This window comes from Bacillus sp. NSP9.1, assembly GCF_000465465.2.
Lineage (GTDB): Bacteria > Bacillota > Bacilli > Bacillales > Bacillaceae > Bacillus > Bacillus sonorensis_A.
Window position 1 is genome coordinate 3,979,260 of record NZ_CP048273.1, and the last position, 21,035, is coordinate 4,000,294.

The window sequence follows — 21,035 nt, forward strand, 5'->3', positions numbered from 1 at the left end:
ATACAATATCTGTACATAAAAAAAGACCGGACATTCCGGCCTTTTAGTTCATTTGATCCTTCATTCGTTTGTAGCGCTGGTATTCCTTGATCGCCTCTTCCACTTTCCCTGTTTTATTAAATAATTGAATCTTGTATTGCATCATTTTACTGTCACAAGGTTCTATTTTGTCGATCTGCATACATACATCCATCGCTTGGCTGTACCGCTTTTCATCTATGAGATACTCGATCAGTTCATAAGCCTTTCCAAGCCACAGCTGGGTAAGCCGCGTCTTTTCAGGTTCTGCCCAAAGATAACCGTGCTCCATAAAGTAATGGTTTTCGTATGCCTTTAAAAGCTCCATGTGGCGATTGACTGCAGATGGATTGAGGGGCGGAATTTCTTTAATCGACTTTTCCCATTCAATGACATCGATTTTTGCGTCGGACAACCTCAAGATATATCCTGTCTCGGTCTTATCGATGGATTGGCTGAAAGGAAGCCGGCCGATTAATTTCCTTATTTGATAAATCGTTGAGTAAAGCTGTGTACTGGCTTTGGAAAAATCGAAATTCGGCCAAAATAAGTCGATCAGCGTGTCCTTGCTGACGACACGTCCTTGATGATGCAGCAAGTATGCGTATACTTCACGAGCTTTGGACGTTCTCCATTTGACCGGCATGTATGTTTTGTCACCTTTGATCACTTCGTAAAATTGCAGGCTGCCAAAACATTGAATAAAAAAGTGTGCTCCGGTCTTTTCCGCGGAGTTCCTGCCGTTCGTTTTGATTCGTTCAACCGTCTTCAGCAGCCGGTCGTAATCCACGGGTTTCAGCAAATAATCAACGGCATTCAGTTCGAACGCTTTAATAGCAAATTCATTATAGGCCGTGATAAAAACGACTTGGATGTCGTCATTCATCGATTGAAGCGCTTCTGCCAGCTCAATGCCGCTGATCCCGGGCATTTCAATGTCAAGAAACACCACATCCACATCAAGAACTGAATATTCCAGTACTTCAACCGGATCTTGAAAGGTTGCAATGGATTGAAAGAAATTCGTCCGTTCAAGCATAACTTTAAAATGAAGCAATGCCAGTTCCTCGTCATCAACAATTAACGCTTTCACGAATCATCCACCCCATTTTTATACAAATCACCCAATTATCATTTCATTATATCATGCCTAATGACCTATTAAGTTGGATTGTTTTGTAGAGGATTGAAATTTTTTAACATATGTGACTACAATATCATGACTGATTAAATAGGATTTTAGAAGGGCTCAGAAGTTAATCAGGATAAGGAGTGCTGCTGTTTGAAAAAGGTATTCATTTTTATTTCAATTATTCTAGGATATGCTGCCTTCTTTTTTATTTTCGTAGCCGTTAATTCGCTGTCGGAGACAAAATATCCCGAAGCCAGTCAAGGAAGGATCAACCTTGAAAACTGGGATTTTCAAAAAGACGGAAACATGGAGCTGAACGGGGAGTGGACATTATACAAAAATCAGCTTCTGTCGCCGAAAGCCATTCACTCAGGAAAAGGCAAAAATCCGGTATTTGTTGATGTCCCCAGCAATGTCAAATTGTTGAAACCGGAAGAAAATGTGGACTACGGCACGTACAAACTGACCATCCGCACAGATCAGGATAAGCAAACGTTCGGACTCAGCACTTCATTTATTTACAATGCAAATCGCATCTATCTCAACGGAACATTAATCGGGCAAAGCGGAACCCCATCCGACCAAGCTGATTTTCCGGCGCAAAACAAACCGTATACAAGCTTTTTCACGATTCACCGGGGCGAAAATGAACTCATTGTGCAATTTTCAAATTTCGCAAAAGTGCCCGGATGGGGAATCGCAAAGCCGTTGACTTTTGGGACCCAAGAACAAATCCTGCGTGAAAGCAAAATTTCTTTCCTGAATGATGCTGTTATGATCACGGCATTTTTCATTACAGGTTTATACTTTTTGGGCTTTTTCCTGCACAGAAGAAAGGATAAGCATCTGCTGTTTTTTTCTGTGATGTGTCTTCTCTTTTCGTTCATCATTTTGCTGATAGGAAAAGAACGGATGATATTTCTCTTCTTTCCGTCCGTTTCAACTTCTGTGTTGAGTCCTTTTCGTGCGATCACAACGGTGTTTGCCAGCATTGCGGTCTTTCTCTATCTCTATTATGGGTACAGGGAGATTGTCTCAAAACGGTTTTTAATCGCTGCGACCGCCTTCTCTCTGTTGGTGCTGGCCAATGATTTGATAACCATCGATTACACCGATCGTCTCTCATATATTTTGCATTCCGTTCTTGCTGTGACGACTCTCATTTATATTACCTATATTTTTGCGATTGCCGCCGTTCGAAAAATGGAAGGAGGCCTGTACCTGACACTCGCTTCTTTATCGATGAGCGCGTATATCATTTTAACGACGATTTCCGCATACACCGGCAAAGCGGTCTTTTCATTCAACTCGATTTATTCATTGCCGTCAGTCATTGCTTTAATCATGATTGTTCTCTTGATGGCCCAGCAATTTGCCGGCGCTTTCCGCGATAATGAAAGATTGTCCCGGAAACTGCTTATCGCCGATCGATCAAAGGATGAGTTTATCGCTAAAACATCGCATGAGTTTAAAACACCGCTGAACAGCATTATTAATATATGTCAGACATTATTGGCAGGCAGAAGAAAGAGAACGGTAGAAGAAGAAAAAGACAATGTCCAGCTGGTCATCCGCATGGGCTACCGGCTGTCAAGTCTGGTGAATGATATTCTTGATTTGGAAAAAATGAAACAGGGCGTACTCACGATTCACCCGGTTCCCGTCGACATCGATTCGGCGATTGATACGGAAATGGACTTCTACCGGCTTTTATCCAAAAATAAAAACCTGGATATCATCCGTCATATTCCAGCCGGTCTACCTCCCGTTTATGCTGACGAAAACCGCTTCCGGCAAATCATGACCAATCTGGTCGACAATGCGATTAAATTTACGCCGGAAGGACAAATCACGCTTTCTGCCAATATGTCGCATAACGGCATGATCAAAATAACGGTAGCCGATACCGGTGTCGGCATCCCTGAGAAAGCTCGTCAAACGATATTTGAGTCTTTTCAGCAGAATGAAAAACATCAAAATGACGGGTCCGGACTCGGCTTAAGCATTGTTAAACAGCTGGTGAAACTGCAAAACGGGGACATATGGGTTGAATCGGAAATCGGAAAAGGATCCGCCTTCCATTTCACACTGCCTGTTGCAAAGGATGGCGATTTGCCCGTCAATAAGTCTGAGCCGTCTGAATTACCATCCGTCAGAGCGACTTCAGATGTTGCAATGAATACGCCTTACTATTCCAAGAAAGTTGACGCCGCAACGGTTCTGATTGTCGATGATAACATCGAGAGCTTAAAAATTTTAGCCGATATGCTTGAAGGTGTCCCCTATAATGTGATAGCTGCGAAAAGCGGAAAAGAGGCATTGGAAGTCGTTTCCCGCTCCAAGCTTGATCTCGTGATTTTGGATCTGATGATGCCTGATATGACCGGCTTCGACGTCTGCATGAAAATCCGTGAACGGTTCAGCCTGGTTGATCTCCCCGTCCTCATCATAACGGCGGCGATCATTGATTATGACAAATTCAAGGCCTTTCATTCAGGCGCGAATGACATTTTGCAAAAGCCTTACAATTACTCTGAGTTTACGGCGCGCATCAAAAACCTGATCATGATGAAACATACAGCCAATCAAGCGACAAATATGGAGATGGCGTTTCTCCAGTCGCAGATCAATCCGCACTTTCTTTATAATGTATTAAACACAATCATTTCCCTTACTCACATCAATATTGAAAAAGCGCGTGAGGTAACGGCTGAATTTACAAACTATTTAAGAAAGAGTTTTGATTTTCAAAATACATCTGCCATCAGTTCATTCCGGAATGAACTGTCGATTGTCAGCTCCTATCTTTCTATCGAAAAAACGCGCTATGGTGATCGGCTCGAAGTCATCTTCGATATTGATCAAGACATTGATTTCAATCTCCCGCCTCTCATGGTTCAGCCGCTGGTGGAAAATGCCGTCCATCACGGCATCAGCAAAAAAAGGGGCGGAGGCTGGATGAAGGTGACGGCCAAAAAAGAAAGCGACACCCGGTATTTGATCAAAGTGGAAGACAACGGAATCGGCATGTCTCCGGAAAAGCTGAATGGTCTTTTTGATTCGAATTCAAGCCAAAGCGTCGGCCTGAAAAACATCAATCAGAGACTGAAGCACTTTTGCGGAAGCGAGCTTGAGATTCAAAGCGCTCCGGATGCAGGAACCGTCGTTTCGATGACCATTCATATCAATGAAACGGCAGCAGAACATCGTAAAATAGTAAAATCGATTTAAACAGCCCTACGGAATGATTTTTAAGAAAAACGGTTTTTCCTTACATTTTATATATTTTAGTAGAAAACTGTTCTCAATTGAAAAATGTCAGCTCTTATCATCCAGTGAACAAAGATGACATCCATGCGATTCTCCGCGCATCGCTTTAAACAGACAAAGGACGGAATCAGTTGATTCCGTCCTTCTTTCCATTCTATTAACCTTCATTCACTCCAAGCCGGCTTTGTCCGCGCTTTTCCTTTGTCAAAACAAAGAAAGCAAAAGAACCGATGACCGCGGTGATAAACATGATCGCGCCCATCGGGACGGCGGTCGTCTCATTCATTCCGACAAGCGGTGACACGATTGAGCCGAGCAGCAATGGAAGCATGCCCAGCATGGCGCTCGCACTGCCCGCCCGGTGCCCCTGGTTTTCCATCGCCAGCGTAAAGGTGCTGGTCAAAACCATTCCTATTGTGATCATATAAATAAAGATGGAAACTACCAGTGTCACAAGCGGCCCTTTGATGATCGTCATCACCAGCAGGACGGCTGTGGCGATTAATGCCGTCATGACTGCGATCCGCAGCAGTTTCTTCTCATGAACGATTCCTCCGAAACGGCCGATAATGAAGCTTCCCGTAATTATGGCCAGACCATTAATGCCGAACAGCACACTGAAAACTTGCGGTGACACACCGTAAATATCCTGATAGACAAAAGGTGTTCCCGATACGTAAGCAAAGCTTCCGCCGTGAATGAACCCGACAGTCAGCGCATAGCCGATAAAAGAGCGATCTTTCATCAGACTGCCCATCGTCCTCACAGACGAACCGATCGAGCTTGGAATCCGCTTCTCCGGCGGCAATGTTTCTTTCAGCCTCAGGGCAATAATCAGAACGAGAAAAAATCCGATGATTGACAGCGTGTAGAATATCGTGTGCCATGTCGCGAACGGCAGCAGCAAAATCGCGCCCCCTGTCATCGGCGCAGCCATAGGCGCGACTGCGGTAATGACCATCAAAAGCGAAAAGAATTTCGAAAGCTCCCGTCCTGTAAAGACGTCGCGGACGATGGCGCGCGAAAGGACAATCCCGGCGGAAGCCGTAAATCCCTGCAAAAAACGGGCCAGTATCAATACCGCAATATTCGGTGAAAGCGCACAAAACAGTGAAGACAACGCAAACAAGAAAATCGAAATCAACAAGGGTTTCCGTCTTCCCTGAGCATCACTGACCGGCCCGATAATGAGCTGGCCGATGGTCAACCCGATCAAGCAAGCCGTCAAACTGAGCTGCACAAGTGAAGCGCCGCTAGACAAATCGTCAGCGATTTCCGGAAAGCTCGGCAAATACATATCTATGTTAAGCGGGCCGAGTATCGCAAGCATCCCAAGGAGAAAAGCCAAGGCCAAGCGTTCTTTCCCAGTTGGATTATGAAGCATGTCATATCAAAACCTTTCTTTCAACCTAGCAAAATCTTTTTTTCATTGACTGAGTCAACAAAACATTTGTATATTGTACCATATTTTTTGCAAGGTGAAAGCAGGTGTGAAGCATGACATTTTCTTTGACAATCATGAAACGACGTGAAAGAAATGTCCACGCCGTCTTTTTGCCCGGGTGATGTTTAAACAGACCTTGATCGCGATTTTCCTGTTATTGACCGACCCTTTCGCCTGCTCCGTGCAGCATTTTTAAATATTCGTAAGTTGAAGGAAGTTTCGTTTTAAGCTCTGCCGTTCTTTGTTTCAGGGCGGCGAACATTTCCTCTGATTCCTGAATCGCTTCCGAACGATAATTGAGCTTTGGCAAAGATTGATCCGGGAGCCAGCCCATGCCGGTGAACATACAGTAATAGTTGCTGTTTGTCCAGAAATTGCGAAACTCAGTCTCGAAATTGCTGTAGTAGGAGGATTCATTGGTGGTCAGCGGCGGACAGACAACAAGCCCGGATTGATAGGTCTTGAGTTTTTGCTTCAGCTCATCTGACAGCTTCAGATCGCTTTTGTTGGCGCGCCAAAATTCGGTATCGTCACGGGTGGTTGTGAAATAATGCGTTTGGATAAAATCCCGGCAATCGTCAAACATTCCGTCAATCTCTTCATTGAAATGATCAATCAATGCAGGGTTAAAGGACTTATCCGGAAAATGCTTGACGAGCTGATATATGCCCGAATAGATAAAGTACAGACCGGTAGATTCCAACGGCTCCAGAAAGCATGAAGACAAACCGATTGAAACGCAGTTTTTCACCCAGGCCCGGCGGTTCCGCCCGGTTCGAAAGCGGATTTGATTGAGCTGCACTTTGTTCGGATCTAAATCCCAAAGCTTGATAAACTCTTCGGTCGCCTCATCCTGAGAGACGAACTTGCTTGAGTAAACGTAGCCCGATCCAAAGCGGCCGAGCATCGGTATTTTCCATGTCCAGCCATGCTTCATGGCAATCGCTGATGTATAAGGCTCGATTCCATACTGCTCATCATCGTGAGGGACTGAAGCGGCCACCGCACTGTCGCAGAAAAGCTGGTCGCTCATTTCGATAAACGGCTCACCCAGCGCTTGATTGATCAGCAGACCGCGAAAGCCGGAGCAATCCACAAACAAATCCGCCTCATACCGGCCGCCCTTGCGCGTTTTCAGCGCGGAAATACTGCCGTCAGGCGCCAGCTCAACGTCAACGAGTTCATCCAGGATATGACGGACTCCCCAGCCGGTCGCGAGCTTGCGAAGGTAATCCGCCACCAGATGCGCATCAAAATGCCAGGCATGACTCATCACTTGAGTGCCGTCCATCATCCGGGGCGACAATTTTTCGTCAAGCAGCGGCGCCTGGTGGTAGCACGCATACGCCATCGGCTCTTTGTCGTTTTCCTCAAACCGGCGGCGGAGCCAGTAATGAGTAAGCGGGACATTGTCACAGTTTTGCACTTGTCCAAAGAGGTGGTAAAAATAATCATCTTTGTCCTCTTCAGGCGGTTTGCGCCAATTGACAAACTTGATCCCCGCCTTGAAAGAGGCATTGCATTCCCGCATCCATTCCTCTTCTGGTATCCCCAAAAAGTCGAAAAACACCCGCTGAAGATTGGGGATCGTCGCCTCTCCGACGCCGATCTTTGGAATCGTTTCGGCCTCGATCAGTGTAATATTCATTTGACTCCCGAACGCTTTTGACAGATAAGAGGCGGTCATCCAACCTGCAGATCCCCCGCCTAGAATCACGACATCCCGAATCGCTTCTCCCATTATTAACGCCTCCAATCATTTTTAACACATAGTGAATTCACGACATCTCTGTTGAACCTCATTTCAGTACACTTTCGCTTTGAACATAGCTGCTGCAAGGGGCCCACTCGCTGACCGGACAACCGTCGCAATGTTCAGGAGCCATGACCGCTTTATTCATTCTGTATTCTTCTTTAATGAACAAACACTCCGGATCAGACGCCCGCCCGCAATGAAACGTACTGTTGGCATTGCCGCGGCATCCTCCCTCACAGCCGATTAAGTGATATAATTCACAAACGGAACAAGGCCCCGCTATATATGTTTCTTGCTCACTAAAGATGCGCGATTGGATTTTCTGATTGACGATTTCCTGCAAACTGTTCTTTTGCATGTTTCCATGCGGAATCGACTGGCCGACGCAAGACAGCGCTTCACCAAAGCCATTTTGGTTATATTTTACATGAATTCCCGTCTGTGTCATGGAACAGGCGTTGGCGGAAGCAGGGGTAATCAAATATTCGATTCTTTTCAGCAAGACGTCCTCTTCCTGAACATCGTCCGATTTAAAGATCAGATGCGGATAATGGGTCTTATCATACTCAAAGATTTGATTCAGCAGTTCTTTTATTTCGTCACGGCCGGGAGCAAGATGGTGATTTCTTTGATCATCGGAAATCCTCATCCGTTCGAAAAATGGGTTAATCCCATTCTTTCTGCAAAATTTGTGCACTTCAAACGCATACGGAAGTGTTTGCTTGCTTAACACAAAGTCGCCGACAAATTCAAAATCCTGACCGACGGCATTCAGCTCTTTTCTGATCGTCAACATATTTTGGATCGCTGTCTCCAATGTTTTCGTGTAGCCCGGAAATCTGGTGATTTTATCATGTTCCTTATCCCCTTCTTCATCAAGATAAGGCAGGTGGGTGACAATAACCGTTCCGGGGAGACACACCTTTCTTGCATAATCGATTTTTGCCAGCTTGACTGCGTTGGTGATCAGTATCGGTGTCAATCCTTTGCTTAAGGTATATTCCAAGAGACTTGGCAAATGGCGGTGCAAAGTCGGTTCTCCGCCGATGAATCCAATTTGGCCAAAAAGCGTTTTTCCTGTGGCTTCATCAATTTCTGCCGCTTGATCAATGATGCTCATAATGTCTTCAACCGGGACCGGTTTAATCGACTCGCTTTTCGTATCCAAAGCGATATAACAGTATTCACATTTCAATTGACAGTGCAGCTGATGAACGATTTCAATCCCTAAGCATTCAAATAAAGCCGTTCCTTTCTCCCTAAAATTGTCGGCATAGTAAGATTCCTTTCTGCGCACATGCCCCTTGTAATCACGCAATATGGAAACATACTTGTAATAGTCATCCGTAAAATAATCGATATTTCTCTCTTGAAAGGATTTCTTTATATCTAACATTGTTCTCACTCCCCATGATTTTAAGAGCTTTGTCGCAAAGTCTAAAACTAAGAAGTGGATGTTAAACTCTTATTTGATAGATCACCTAAACGCATTTCACAATTAGCCCGCTTTTTGTCACAGAGGAATTAATTCATCTACAAACCCCCTTATACGATGTAATCCGTCGGAGTAGGTGTTTGAATGCTGCAGCAAAGCAAGGTTTTTCTCAATCGTATGAACGATCGCGCTGCCCACCACGACCCCGTCACAATGAGATGAAAGCTTTTTGAACTGCTCGGCATTGGAAACGCCGAAGCCCACGACTAAAGGCAAAGCAGTCGCCTTTTTGACGGCGGCTAAAAACCCTTCGATATCATTGTGAAAGTTTTGCCGTTCACCGGTAACTCCCAAAGAAGAAACACAGTAAACGAATCCGGAAGCCTGATTGACGATTGATTCAATCCGCCCCTCGGAAGTAGGAGCCACCAAGGGAATGTAATGGATGTTCTTCTCTGTGCAAATACAACGTATTTCTTCAACCTCCTCTACCGGAAGATCCGGAATGATGATTCCGTTTATGCCCGAGTCCTCCATCATCGAAAACGCCTTTTCAATCCCAAGCTGCAAAAGCGGATTAAAATAAGTAAACAACACGAGCGGCGTATGGATTTGTTCTTGCCTGGCCAGTTTCGCAAGGCTGATGACATCCGATATGCTGATATCGTTTTTTAAAGCTCGCAAGGTTGCTCTTTGAATAACCGGGCCGTCAGCCAAAGGGTCTGAAAAAGGCACGCCTAATTCAATGACGCTGGCACCGGCGGTTTGCAGTTCTTTCAAAATATCAAGGGACGTGCGAATATCAGGGTCGCCGACTGTCACATACGGAATAAAGGCCGGCTTGCCTTCCCGTTTTAATCTTGCAAAGGTCTGATCGATCGGATTCAATGAACCTCACCTCCGGAATGTTTCATGATCGTATCCATGTCTTTATCCCCTCTTCCGGAGATATTGACGACCATCAGATGGTCTTGGGAAAGCTTTGGCGACAGCTTCATACATTGCGCCAAGGCATGAGCGCTTTCCAAGGCCGGTATAATTCCCTCAATACGGCTCAGTAAATGAAGCGCATCAATCGCTTCTTTGTCTGTGACAGCCTTATATTCCACTCTGCCTGAATCCTTCAAATAAGCGTGCTCAGGTCCGACCGCCGGATAATCCAACCCGGCTGAAATCGAATGCGCCGGCTGCACTTGGCCGGAAGCGCTTTGCAGAAGATAGCTCATCGATCCTTGAAAAACGCCTGGCGAGCCCTTGGACAAAGTGGCGGCGTGCTCATTCGTATCCAGTCCTTTTCCCCCCGCCTCGGCGCCGATTAAACGAACTTGCGAGTCGCTTAAGAACGGGAAGAAAATCCCTATCGCATTGCTGCCTCCGCCTACGCACGCAATAATGGAATCGGGCAAACGCCCTTCTTTCGCCAAAATCTGCTCCCGGGTTTCATCACCGATGATTCTTTGAAAGTCCCTTACCATCATCGGATACGGATGCGGACCTGCGGCTGTTCCAAACAGGAAAAAAGAATCTTCCACATTGGCAACCCAGTAGCGGAGCGTCTCATTGCCGGCATCCTTCAAGGTTTTGGAACCTGAATAAACGGGCACGACCTCGGCCCCGAGCAGCTTCATCCGGTAGACATTCAGCTGCTGCCGATGGATATCCTCTTCTCCCATAAAGATCTTGCATTCCATTCCTAAAAGCGCGGCAACTGTGGCGGTGGCTACCCCATGCTGTCCGGCTCCGGTCTCGGCGATGATTTTTTTCTTTCCCATCCGCTTGGCCAAAACAGCCTGTGCAATCGCGTTGTTAATCTTATGAGCCCCGGTATGATTGAGATCCTCGCGTTTCAGATAAATTTTCGCTCCGCCCAAATGCCGGGTGAGCCTTTCCGCGTAATAAAGCGGGGTCGGCCTGCCGGAATAACCTTTAAGCAGCTGACTGACTTCCTTTACGAAATCAGGGTCTTCCCTGTACCGCAAATAAGCCTCTTCCAGCTCCACCAGGGCGCTCATCAGCGTTTCAGGGACAAACCTGCCCCCGTACTTTCCAAACTTCCCTGCAACTTGAGTTTTCATGATATATCCCCCCGTCTTTCTGCAAGAATTTCTTTGATAAAAAAAAGAAATCCTCTACAATGAAGTAGAGGAATAGAGCAGAAAAACGAACGACCCGAAGGTGCGGCTGAAGTGTTTCACGACCAATCGGCGCCTTTCGGTATTGCTTGATTATTTACTCTGCTCTGCTCAATTCCACTCTACTCTGCTCAACTAGAAAAATTTTCTTGCACGTTTATTATATCTCCTCATCGAACATAATTTCAAGGGTGAACATTTGTTCAAGGGAAAGAGAGGTTCAAAATGCCGGACATCAATGAAGAAAAAATTCGTCAACTTGTCAAAATCAGCACATTTTACTATCTTGATGGATTGAGCCAGCAGGAAATCGCCGAGCAGCTTTCTGTTTCCCGTTCACAGGTCAGCAGGATGCTGAGCGCGGCCAAATCGGAAGGAATCGTCCAAATTACAATTAAAAATCCTTATGGCGACGAACAGCAATACGAACGACGGCTGAAGGAAACTTTCGGTATAAAAAACGCGGTCGTCATCAATATGCCGGACGCCGAACAGCAGATGATCGACCTGCACCTTGCTAGAGCCGGTGCTGTATTGCTGGAATCCATCATCAAACATCACGACATTATTGGGATTATGGCTGGAAAGAGCGTCAATCTGCTCGCCCAGGAACTGCCTTTTTTTTCGCGGAAAAATCTGCGATTTGTTCCCCTTGTCGGCGGCTGGGGCGCCGAAGGGGCGACATGGCATGCCAACTCAAATACAAGATTATTCGGTGAAAAATTAAAATCAAAATACTTTTTGATCAACGCACCCGCCGTTGTCGTCTCCAAACAGGCGAGGGATATCATCACGGCTGAACGGGAAATCGCTGACGTCATTGAACTTGCCCGTCAAGCCGCAGTTTCTGTGGTGGGGATCGGAACCGTATCAGAAGAAGATACGATTGTCACTTCGGGATATTTCAGCAAGGAGGACCTTCATCGCTTAAGGGACAAAGGCGCTGAAGCGGTTGTGTGCACATCATTTTTAGATCGAAACGGAAACGTGATCAAGTGTGAAGAGGCATCCAGAATGATCGGTTTATCGGTCCATGAATTAAAAAACACCCAAAATGTAGTGGCCGTCGCAAGCGGCAAAAAAAAAGCGGCGGCGATCGGGGCGGCACTGCGCGGGGGATGGATCGATTTTCTCGTAACGGATATGGCTACCGCAAAGGAAGTATTATCGCTGCATCACTCTGGTTCACATTCTTAAACATGAAAAAGAGGCGCTGTCAGGCAGGCCTCTTTTTTTATTTCACCGCTCGAACGATGAGGTTTGTTAAAGCTTCGGCTCCTTCAGGCACAAGGTGAACGCCGTCAGAGGTGAAGTATTCGGGATGTTGAAGAGCTTCGCTGTGCCAATCGATCAAGGTCACGTTTTTCCGTTTTTTCGCCTGGCTGCGCAATGATTCGTTCACCTTGCTTTCCCATTGGCGGGGTACACGGGTATTGACGAGAAAAACATTTGCGTTTGAAAAGGCGTCAAGCAATTCGTCCATTTGGCTGTCCGTAAAATATCCATTTGTGCCGAGCTCAATGATCACAGCTTTATCCGGCTGATTATATGATGCATACGCTGAGGTCAATTGAAGCGCTTGCGACACCTGGCGGCCGACCTTTCCGTCGATCGTGATCCCGGTCATGCGCTTCTTTAGATTTGAAGCGATGTCAAGCATGACGGAATCGCCGATTGCCAAGACATCTTTTACAGAATGAGCCGGTGTCTGAGCCGGTGTCTGAGCCGGTGTCTGAGCCGTTGTTTGCTCTTCTTTCTGTTCTTGATTTTCTCCGCTTGATTTCGACTGCTCATCATCTTTCGTTTCATCTGTTTTCGCCTTTTCCTCTTGTTGATCCTGTTCTTGTTCAGAAGACTGTTCAACTGCAGCACTTGTTTTCACATGAGACTCGGCATAAGGCCATTCCCGCTTTTTCTTTTCGTCCGCCAGTCCGGACAATCCGCCCATAAAGACAAGTAGGGCTGCTGCCATGAGTCCCACCGACAGTTTATTGAAAACGGACGATGTTTTCCATTCCAGCATCCTGTTCAGAAAAACGCGGCGGAAAAATCGGCGAAACCCGTTCTCTCTGATCGGCTTCTCAATGAAGCGATACGAAGCCTCGGCGATGATCAAAGTAACGACGACTTTGACTGCAGCATGCCAATACACCGGATTTCCAATTTCATGTACGGGTGTGCTCAAGACGATCACGGGATAATGCCATAGGTAAATGCCGTAAGACCTTGTTCCAATCCAGCGCAAAGGTTTCCACGACAGCAAATGGCCGATAAAGCTGCTCGGATGACTCACACAGCCAATAAAAATGGCTGCACAAATGCTGATCAAAAGCATTCCGCCCTGATAGAGAAAGGGTTCGTATTCATCAACCAAATAAATGCAGAGGATTAAAAAAAGAAAAGCGGTGAGTTCCGTTCCGTGCAATGCTTGCTTCAATTTTTTCGGCAATCGGTTTGAAGAAAGTCTTTTCATTGGCCACACAAGAGCTAAAGCACAGCCGGCCAAAAGTTCAAATGAGCGTGTGTCCGTTCCGTAGTAGACGCGGCTGGGATCTGCGCCGGGAACATACAGAACGGTCATCAGAATAGCTGAACAAAACGCAAGCACGACAACCGCGGCCGCCAGCCGTTCCCGCTTTTTCCATATGTACATTCCCAAAAGTAAAAGGATGGGCCAAACGATATAAAACTGCTCTTCAATCGCCAGTGACCACAGGTTTTTTAAAGGTGACGGCGCTCCGAAACTATCAAAATAAGATTGATTGTGAAAAATAAACCACCAGTTGCTGGCATATAAAAGAGAGGAGACCGCATCTCCCCGCACGGTATGAATCAGCTCTCTGTTAAACAGGACGGTCCAGATGACGGTGATGATAATCATGAGCGTTGCCGCAGGAAGCAGCCGTCTGACCCGGCGCAGCCAAAATTCGCGAAAATTCAGGGCAATGTCATTTCCATAGGCAGGCAATATGATGGATGTAATGAGGTAGCCGGACAACACAAAAAAGATGTCAACCCCAATAAAACCCCCGTTTGCCCAATGAAAGTCGAGGTGGTAGGCAATGACCGCCAAAACGGCAAAAGCCCGGAGCCCGTCCAACCCCGGTATATAGCGTTGATGGTGTGTCTGATCTTGCATGGTATTCCTCCAATGATATGTACGGTTATCTTGCTGTATACGGTACGGCGACCGCCAAATCAATAGACGTAATCGGGACCGCTTTTTGTTTCAAAAAATATCAATTCTTTTAGAATGCACTCTCTTTAGTATAAAAGTTTCCAGACGAATCTGCAGTTACAAATTTATAAAAAAGGAAGAAAAAAAGCAAAATCCATGATTTCAAGGAATTTGTCTAATGAATATAGCGGATCCCGGCCGGAAAATCCGCAATGACCCCAGTCGGTTTTTCAAACGCTACGGTCCCCATGTACCCCGGTTTGATCATCCACAACCTTCAGTTTTTTCTGTTTCCGCAAAAAATCGATAGCCGTGCGTTATAAAACCAGCTTTTGATCGTATCCGGGTTGCGGACAGATCCCACGGAAGCGAGCGCTTTTTTGACGGATTCCTGGACAATATCGAGCGCGTCGTCTTGGTTTTTCACATAACTGTAGGCCAGCCGTCTTGTCTGTGTTGCAAGCGACAAGCGCCGCTTTGGCTGTTGCAATATAGAGCTCCTTTTATGGAAATCCGAGATATAGAGATGTTTACAATAGGATAGACAGTTTGCGGAAGTCGGGCTTTTTTAAAGAAAGATAAACTGCAAGATGGCTTGATTTATTCTATAATCCGTTTTAGGGAGGTGAAGAAAATGGCAGTCATCAGAATGCCGGATAGCGCAGCGTCTCATGCAAAGCCTGTTATCGGAATGGCGATACTTTGCATGGGGTGGACACCTTCAATCGCCTTAACCTTCTGATATACGGCTTTGCCCCTTATCCCATCAAAAGAATAAGGAGCTGGCAAACATGGGTTATGTCAAAGCAGACGCTGTTTTACCCGAAAAGCTGATATCAGAAATTCAAAAGTATGTTCAAGGGGAGACCATCTATATTCCAAAGCCTGATTCCGCCCGGCAAAAATGGGGTGTGCGGTCCGGGGCTAGAAAGCTGATTGATGAACGCAACGCTTCAATTAAAAAAGCTTTCAAAAACGGCGATTCGGTCGAACGGCTTGCCGGGGAATATCACCTCTCCATTGAAACGATCAAAAAAATTGTTTACACAACATAAAAAACAGAGCACTGGTCATACAGGATCAGTGCTTTTCGATATGGCAAGTTTGTTTCTTAAGCGATTTCTGCATTTCTTATCTTCTGCGGCTGCTTTAATCTAAAAGAGAGGAGATGATTGTTATGACTTCAATAAAGAGCAGCATGATCCAAGTTTCAGGAACGAGCCTTTACTATGAAGTGCGCGGAGCCGGACCGTTGCTGCTGATGATTCACGGAGGAAACGGGGATGCTGATTCATACCCGATGGCAGATCTGCTTGCCGAGCATTACACTGTCGTCACCTATGACCGCAGGGGACACTCGCGCAGCAAACTTGAGGATATAAACGAAAACTACCGGATTTCCGCACACAGCGATGACGCGCACCGCCTGTTGGCCGGCCTGACCGATGAACCCGCCTATGTGTTCGGCTGTAGCTCAGGCGCGGTCATCGGCCTTGACCTGGCGATCCGTCACCCTGAACAAATCCGCGTACTGGCAGCGCACGAACCCCCGATACCGGAACTGCTGTCAGATGAAGACCGCACATTTGGCATAGAGAGCCTGGCGAAGCTTGAACGCGATTATCGACAAAACGGCTTATCCGCATTAGGAGAATTCGCAGAAGCGATGGGCATCACCGCATCCGCCCAGCCCCGACAGCCGAAAGAGCGGATGGAGCGGCTGATGGCCAACATCGACTATTTTATCTTATCCGAAGTGCCCGCTCTGAGAGAATACAAACCGGACACAAGCAGGCTGAAAGCTTCATCGGCGGTCGTTGTGCCTGCCGGCGGCATTGAATCCAAAGGCTTTCTCCCATACCGGTATGCGGAGGCTTTAGCAGATAAACTGGGAACGAAAGTTGTTGATTTTCCCGGAAATCATGTCGGCGCCTCCGTATATCCGAAGGCATTCGCTGAGAAGCTGGTTGAGATTTTTTCCTATATTAAATAAATCCGCCATTCACGCGAATCGTCTGGCCGGTGATCCACTGCGATTGTTCGCTGACCAAAAATTCGATGACATTCGCGATGTCCTCCGGTTCACCGATGCGGCCGAGAGCCGTCGACTTTTTCAGCCCTTCGATCTGCTGTTCCGATTTTCCCGCCGTAAAAAGTTCAGTGTCGACCGGTCCCGGTGCGACCGCGTTAATTGTGATCTGCTTTGCGGCGAATTCCTTTGCAAGCTGGCGGGTGAACTGCTCTACAGCCCCTTTTGTTCCGGCATATACGCTGTATGTCGGAAACATTTGCCCGATGACAGATGTGGAGAAGTTAATGATCCTCCCATTCGCCTCCATATCTTTCATGGCCTGCTTGCATGCAAAATATGTGCCTTTTACATTCAGGTTGAATTGCTGATCAAAGTCTTCTTCCGTGACATCTTGAATCGGTTTGTAAATACTCATGCCGGCATTATTGATCAGGATATCGATTTTCCCGAACGCCTCTTTTGTTTTAGCAAATAAAGATTCCACACCGGCAACTGTGCTGAGGTCGGCTTGAATAGCCGCAGCTTCCCCTCCTGCCTGCTGGATCTCATTGACGACTTCTTCCGCCTTTTGCCGGCTGCTTGAGTAATTGACGGCCACTTTGGCTCCAAGGTCTCCAAGCTGCGTTGCGATCGCGCGCCCGATTCCGCGGGAAGCTCCCGTTACGATCGCTGTCTTACCTTTTAAATCGTGCATGTTTTTAACCTCCGCCCTCTCCATGTTTCAAATACCCTTTTTCCAAAAGACCCCAAACAATATCAAATTCCTGTTCAATCGTATCTCTTTTCCATTCATTCGCATGCGCCGGATGGTGGAAACGTTCCGTCGCGTAAAAAATGCCTTTTGCCACTTCAACAGGATCATTTGCACAATCAGAACAGCGGTCGATGAGCCCGCTCAATTGCTCGACGATATTGGAAATGCTTTCATCGACAAGCTCTGGAGATTCATTGGTGACTTTGGCATACATCGCAAACAATTCTTCATCCTTCATGGCATAATACCGTTTGAGCTCAAACAATTTCTTTATATAAGCCTTGACATGCGCCGGACCTTCGCGGGAAGAATCGTGATAAACACCGGTAAGCGGCTTGAAAATCTTTTCACCCAGCCACATTTGGGTAGCTTCCTCGAAAATCTCTTTTTTGCTTTTAAAATGGCGGTAAATCGTACCGTGACTGACGTTCAATGCTTTGGCCACATCCGTGATCGATGTTTTCGCTGCACCGTACCGCCTTAACGTTTCTTCTGTTGCTTCAAGGATTTGTTTTTTCGTCAATGCTTCTGAAACATTCTTCATGATGCTGCGTGTTCCACCTCCTTTAGGATGATCATAGCAAGAAAAGTAACAAATGACAAATAATTTATTTTGTCATTTGTCATAAAATGAAAAACGACTATCAAGATAGCCGTTTCAAATCCTTTACTTAGGATGTGTAAGCTTTAAAATGCGTTCGTAAGCATTCATATAAAGAACAGGGTCGGGATCCACACCTTTTTTCTTTGGCACATCAAAATCAGAAAGTACAAAATGATGTTTTGGCTGAACGTCATGCTTGGCTAAACAGCTTTTGCAGCAGCACAAAGGACAGCCGTCGATGGCAATGATATCCCGTCCGGATTTTGCCGTTTTGACAAGCGGCTTGACATCACCGCCAACCCCGGCAATACAGGACATTTCAGCTATTTTTTCGCGATCCATTTTGATGGCGATCATGTTGGCCGTTTGCGCGGCCGAAGAACATCCAGAGCATGAATACACAAGCGGTAAATCTTTTCGTTTCATTTGTTCATTCTCCCCTTTTTGTCTTTTCGCAGCAAAACTATTAACTCACTTTACATGATGTGTATTTTTAAGACTGTGAGTTAGATCACTTTTTGACATTGGGGGCTATCCGAAGCGAGGGATATAGCGAAAAAAGAGCAAACCATCATCTAAAAAGGTTTGCTCTAGCAAGATACATATCCAGTTCGTCAGTATACTTCCATCAAACGGCTGTTGTTTTTGGGTGGGGTTTGGCATTGATTATTGGTATTAATCGGTCTTAGAAAAACCACCTTTCATTTCAAAAATACCAGTCGTTTTTCTCAGTGTAAACCAAATAATACACTCAGCCGCGGCCACGTTCAGGGCAATCGCCCCATAAACGCCGATCGTATAGCTGAGATCGTATGCCAAGCCGAATCCGCTGCGGCCCACAAAGGTGATGACATGAATAAACAGATTGGTAAAACAGAATAAATAACTGCGGATCATCCACTTTTGATGCTTGTCAAACCGCTTTCGCCGCGCTTGCCATACGGAAATCACCGTAGCCGCCGGCCAATACATGTTCACCAGATTAAAGGCGATGCTCACGATTCTTCCTCCCGTGGAGTGCGGCGCCATATAGCCTGACGTCAGCGTCACAATCAGCACGCAAACGACATAGACATAGCCGTTCAAGCGGTGGAGCTTGCGGCTTCTCACAGAAAAGTTAACAGCTCCCGCCAGCATGGCCAGACAGGCGGCAACCACGTGGACATACATCACCTTCAGCCAGACCGGGAGCTGAAAAGAAGCGCGCAGATGAGTTTTCTGGCTTAAAAAGGCTGTCGAATGCCGATCATGAAGCAAATTTTCAAACAAGGTATACAGAACATAGATCGCGATCAGCGTCAACATGACTGCGAACACCGAGCGTTGGAATGTCTTTCTGTTCAGCTTTTGTTCCTCCTAAAATATCATGCTATTTTTTCAATCAAGGTAGTCTCTTTTTAGCATACACCAATTATGCCGCGTTTAAAAATCGTTTCCAGCAGTTAACTGAATGTTGATTTTGAAGACGACAGACAGCCAACACCAGGTTCGCCATGATAAAATCTTCCCCATTAAAAACATCAAGTATATTCTTTTTACTATTCGCTTCGATATGTTCAAGTATCTTCCGCAAGAAACTGTCCAAACAAACGAATAGAGGGTTCACTTTCACACCTCTTTTCGGATCATGTTTTAAGAAAAATATACCAATAATCCTCGAATTTCGAATAAAAATAAGCTAAAATGTCATCATCGAAAAGGATTTTTAGGACTGTTACAAGACATTGGATATGTACAAGAACGAAACATTCTTTCAACAATCAAACCTTTTAAATTTTAGTGTTATAATAGAACATAAAAAAATACGGGAGCCAGGAGTTAAAACAATTATTGGAGGCAGTACAAAGTGACAGACGATATAACCGGAGACAATAACAGACATGAACAAACATTATCAAGGGGCCTGAAAAACAGGCACATTCAGCTGATCGCCATCGGCGGAGCCATCGGGACGGGATTGTTTCTCGGCTCGGGGAAATCGATCCATTTTGCAGGACCGTCGATTTTATTTGCTTATATGATCACCGGGATCATTTGCTTTTTTATTATGCGTTCTCTTGGAGAATTGCTGTTAAGCAATCTGGAGTACCACTCTTTTGTTGATTTTGTCAGAGACTATTTGGGCGATATGGCAGCCTTTATCACCGGCTGGACCTACTGGTTTTGCTGGATTTCGCTCGCCATGGCCGATTTGACCGCGGTCGGACTCTACACCCAATATTGGTTTCCCGGTGTACCGCAGTGGACACCGGGCTTTATCGCGTTGATTATTTTGCTGATCATGAACCTGGCGACTGTAAAGCTTTTTGGAGAGCTTGAATTCTGGTTTGCATTAATCAAGGTGATCGCGATTCTGGCGCTGATTGTGATTGGTTTATTCATGATCGCAACAGGTTTTTCCACCGCTTCAGGCCAAGCGAGCTTCACGAATCTGTGGAGCCACGGCGGCATGTTCCCAAATGGGCTGCATGGATTTCTTCTCTCATTCCAGATGGTGGTGTTTGCATTTGTAGGCATCGAACTTGTGGGACTGACGGCAGGCGAAACAAAGGATCCGGCAAACGTGATTCCGAAAGCCATCAACAATATCCCTGTCAGGATTTTGCTTTTCTATATCGGCGCTCTTCTTGTGATTATGAGCATCTATCCGTGGAATATCATCAATCCTGATGAAAGTCCATTCGTTCAAGTTTTTGCAGCAGTCGGGATCATTGCGGCAGCCAGCATCATCAATTTTGTCGTTCTGACATCAGCGGCTTCGGCAAGCAACAGCGCGATCTTCAGCACAAGCCGGATGGTTTACTCGCTTGCCAAAGAACAAAATGCGCCTGAAGCAATGAAAAAGCTGACTTCCCGCAAAGTACCGAGCAATGCGCTGTTCTTTTCAGCCGTCGTGATTCTCATCGGCGTGACGCTGAACTATATCATGCCGGAAGAAGTGTTCACGCTGATCACAAGCATTTCCACGATATGCTTCATCTTTATATGGGGAATCACGGTGATCTGCCATTTGAAATACCGCAGAACAAGACCGGATTTAGCGAAAACAAACACATTTAAAATGCCGTTTTATCCATTTTCAAATTATGTGGTTCTTATCTTTCTTGCGTTTATTCTCGTTGTGCTCGGATTGGCGCAGGATACCCGTGTTTCCTTATTTGTCACACCGGTTTGGTTTTTGTTGCTGATCGTTATTTTTAAAATGAGGAAACCGAAGGAACAAGTCTAGAAAGCGAAGATGTGACTCAGCCTGCAGAACATGCTCTGCAGGCTTTTTGTT

At 46.0% G+C, this 21,035-nt stretch carries 16 protein-coding genes and 2 pseudogenes; 6 read left to right on the forward strand and 12 right to left on the reverse strand.

Annotated features, from left to right (window positions below):
• Positions 1–43: 43 nt before the first annotated feature.
• Entirely contained in the window at positions 44–1,111 is a 1,068-nt protein-coding gene (locus tag M654_RS20630) for a response regulator (RefSeq protein ID WP_026586033.1), read from the reverse strand.
• A 1,398-nt stretch (positions 1,112–2,509) separates the two neighbouring features.
• Here M654_RS20630 and M654_RS24230 point away from each other — a divergent pair.
• Together M654_RS24230 and M654_RS24005 are read left to right on the forward strand one after the other, a co-directional pair.
• Positions 2,510–3,190: pseudogene (locus M654_RS24230) on the forward strand (sensor histidine kinase); the annotation flags it as partial.
• A gap of 135 nt (positions 3,191–3,325) precedes the next feature.
• Positions 3,326–4,381, forward strand: a complete 1,056-nt coding sequence (locus tag M654_RS24005) for a response regulator (RefSeq protein WP_256860239.1) — start codon at positions 3,326–3,328, stop codon at positions 4,379–4,381.
• 196 nt (positions 4,382–4,577) lie between these two features.
• On the opposite strand, the gene M654_RS20640 is transcribed toward M654_RS24005, so the two are convergent.
• The 5 genes from M654_RS20640 to trpB form a co-directional block, all read right to left on the reverse strand.
• Complete coding sequence (locus M654_RS20640) at positions 4,578–5,804, reverse strand: Bcr/CflA family efflux MFS transporter (RefSeq protein WP_026586031.1); 1,227 nt, start codon at positions 5,802–5,804, stop codon at positions 4,578–4,580.
• Positions 5,805–6,018: 214 nt separating this feature from the next.
• A complete protein-coding gene (locus M654_RS20645; RefSeq protein WP_026586030.1) occupies positions 6,019–7,605 on the reverse strand; it encodes a tryptophan halogenase family protein in 1,587 nt (528 codons plus the stop codon).
• 58 nt (positions 7,606–7,663) lie between these two features.
• Positions 7,664–9,016 (reverse strand): radical SAM protein, encoded by a 1,353-nt coding sequence (locus M654_RS20650; protein WP_026586029.1) that lies wholly within the window; start codon positions 9,014–9,016, stop codon positions 7,664–7,666.
• A 117-nt stretch (positions 9,017–9,133) separates the two neighbouring features.
• Entirely contained in the window at positions 9,134–9,943 is an 810-nt protein-coding gene (gene trpA / locus M654_RS20655) for a tryptophan synthase subunit alpha (protein WP_026586028.1), read from the reverse strand.
• The gene (trpB, locus tag M654_RS20660) at positions 9,940–11,130 is read right to left on the reverse strand and encodes a tryptophan synthase subunit beta (protein WP_026586027.1); all 1,191 of its coding nucleotides are present in this window, start codon (positions 11,128–11,130) and stop codon (positions 9,940–9,942) included. Before trpB ends, trpA begins: the two co-directional genes overlap by 4 nt.
• 282 nt (positions 11,131–11,412) lie before the next feature.
• On the opposite strand from trpB, the gene M654_RS20665 reads away from it, so the two are divergent.
• The gene (locus M654_RS20665; RefSeq protein WP_026586026.1) at positions 11,413–12,384 is read left to right on the forward strand and encodes a sugar-binding transcriptional regulator; all 972 of its coding nucleotides are present in this window, start codon (positions 11,413–11,415) and stop codon (positions 12,382–12,384) included.
• 37 nt (positions 12,385–12,421) lie between these two features.
• Here M654_RS20665 and M654_RS20670 read toward each other — a convergent pair whose 3' ends face one another.
• Together M654_RS20670 and M654_RS20675 are read right to left on the reverse strand one after the other, a co-directional pair.
• Complete coding sequence (locus tag M654_RS20670; protein ID WP_026586025.1) at positions 12,422–14,326, reverse strand: acyltransferase family protein; 1,905 nt, start codon at positions 14,324–14,326, stop codon at positions 12,422–12,424.
• 296 nt (positions 14,327–14,622) lie between these two features.
• Positions 14,623–14,856, reverse strand: a pseudogene (locus tag M654_RS20675) (RNA polymerase sigma factor); the annotation flags it as partial.
• 291 nt (positions 14,857–15,147) lie between these two features.
• Here M654_RS20675 and M654_RS20680 point away from each other — a divergent pair.
• Together M654_RS20680 and M654_RS20685 are read left to right on the forward strand one after the other, a co-directional pair.
• Positions 15,148–15,420 carry a CD3324 family protein gene (locus M654_RS20680; RefSeq protein ID WP_142246051.1) on the forward strand — a complete coding sequence of 91 codons (273 nt, stop codon included), beginning with the start codon at positions 15,148–15,150 and terminating at the stop codon, positions 15,418–15,420.
• A gap of 122 nt (positions 15,421–15,542) precedes the next feature.
• Entirely contained in the window at positions 15,543–16,358 is an 816-nt protein-coding gene (locus tag M654_RS20685; protein ID WP_026586022.1) for an alpha/beta fold hydrolase, read from the forward strand.
• Here the strand turns inward: M654_RS20685 and M654_RS20690 are convergent.
• From M654_RS20690 to M654_RS20705, 4 genes are all read right to left on the reverse strand, one after another.
• On the reverse strand, positions 16,351–17,091 hold the full coding sequence (locus M654_RS20690; RefSeq protein ID WP_026586021.1) for an SDR family oxidoreductase: 741 nt from the start codon (positions 17,089–17,091) through the stop codon (positions 16,351–16,353). The genes M654_RS20685 and M654_RS20690 overlap by 8 nt on opposite strands.
• A 4-nt stretch (positions 17,092–17,095) precedes the next feature.
• On the reverse strand, positions 17,096–17,695 hold the full coding sequence (locus M654_RS20695) for a TetR/AcrR family transcriptional regulator (protein ID WP_026586020.1): 600 nt from the start codon (positions 17,693–17,695) through the stop codon (positions 17,096–17,098).
• A gap of 123 nt (positions 17,696–17,818) precedes the next feature.
• The gene (locus tag M654_RS20700) at positions 17,819–18,181 is read right to left on the reverse strand and encodes a putative zinc-binding protein (protein ID WP_026586019.1); all 363 of its coding nucleotides are present in this window, start codon (positions 18,179–18,181) and stop codon (positions 17,819–17,821) included.
• Positions 18,182–18,430: 249 nt separating this feature from the next.
• Positions 18,431–19,060 (reverse strand): DUF2306 domain-containing protein, encoded by a 630-nt coding sequence (locus M654_RS20705; protein WP_051290337.1) that lies wholly within the window; start codon positions 19,058–19,060, stop codon positions 18,431–18,433.
• 541 nt (positions 19,061–19,601) lie between these two features.
• Between M654_RS20705 and M654_RS20710 the strand changes: the two genes are divergently transcribed.
• Positions 19,602–20,984: an amino acid permease gene (locus tag M654_RS20710; protein WP_026586017.1), complete on the forward strand. Its 1,383-nt coding sequence runs from the start codon at positions 19,602–19,604 to the stop codon at positions 20,982–20,984.
• The last annotated feature ends 51 nt before the right edge of the window (positions 20,985–21,035 follow it).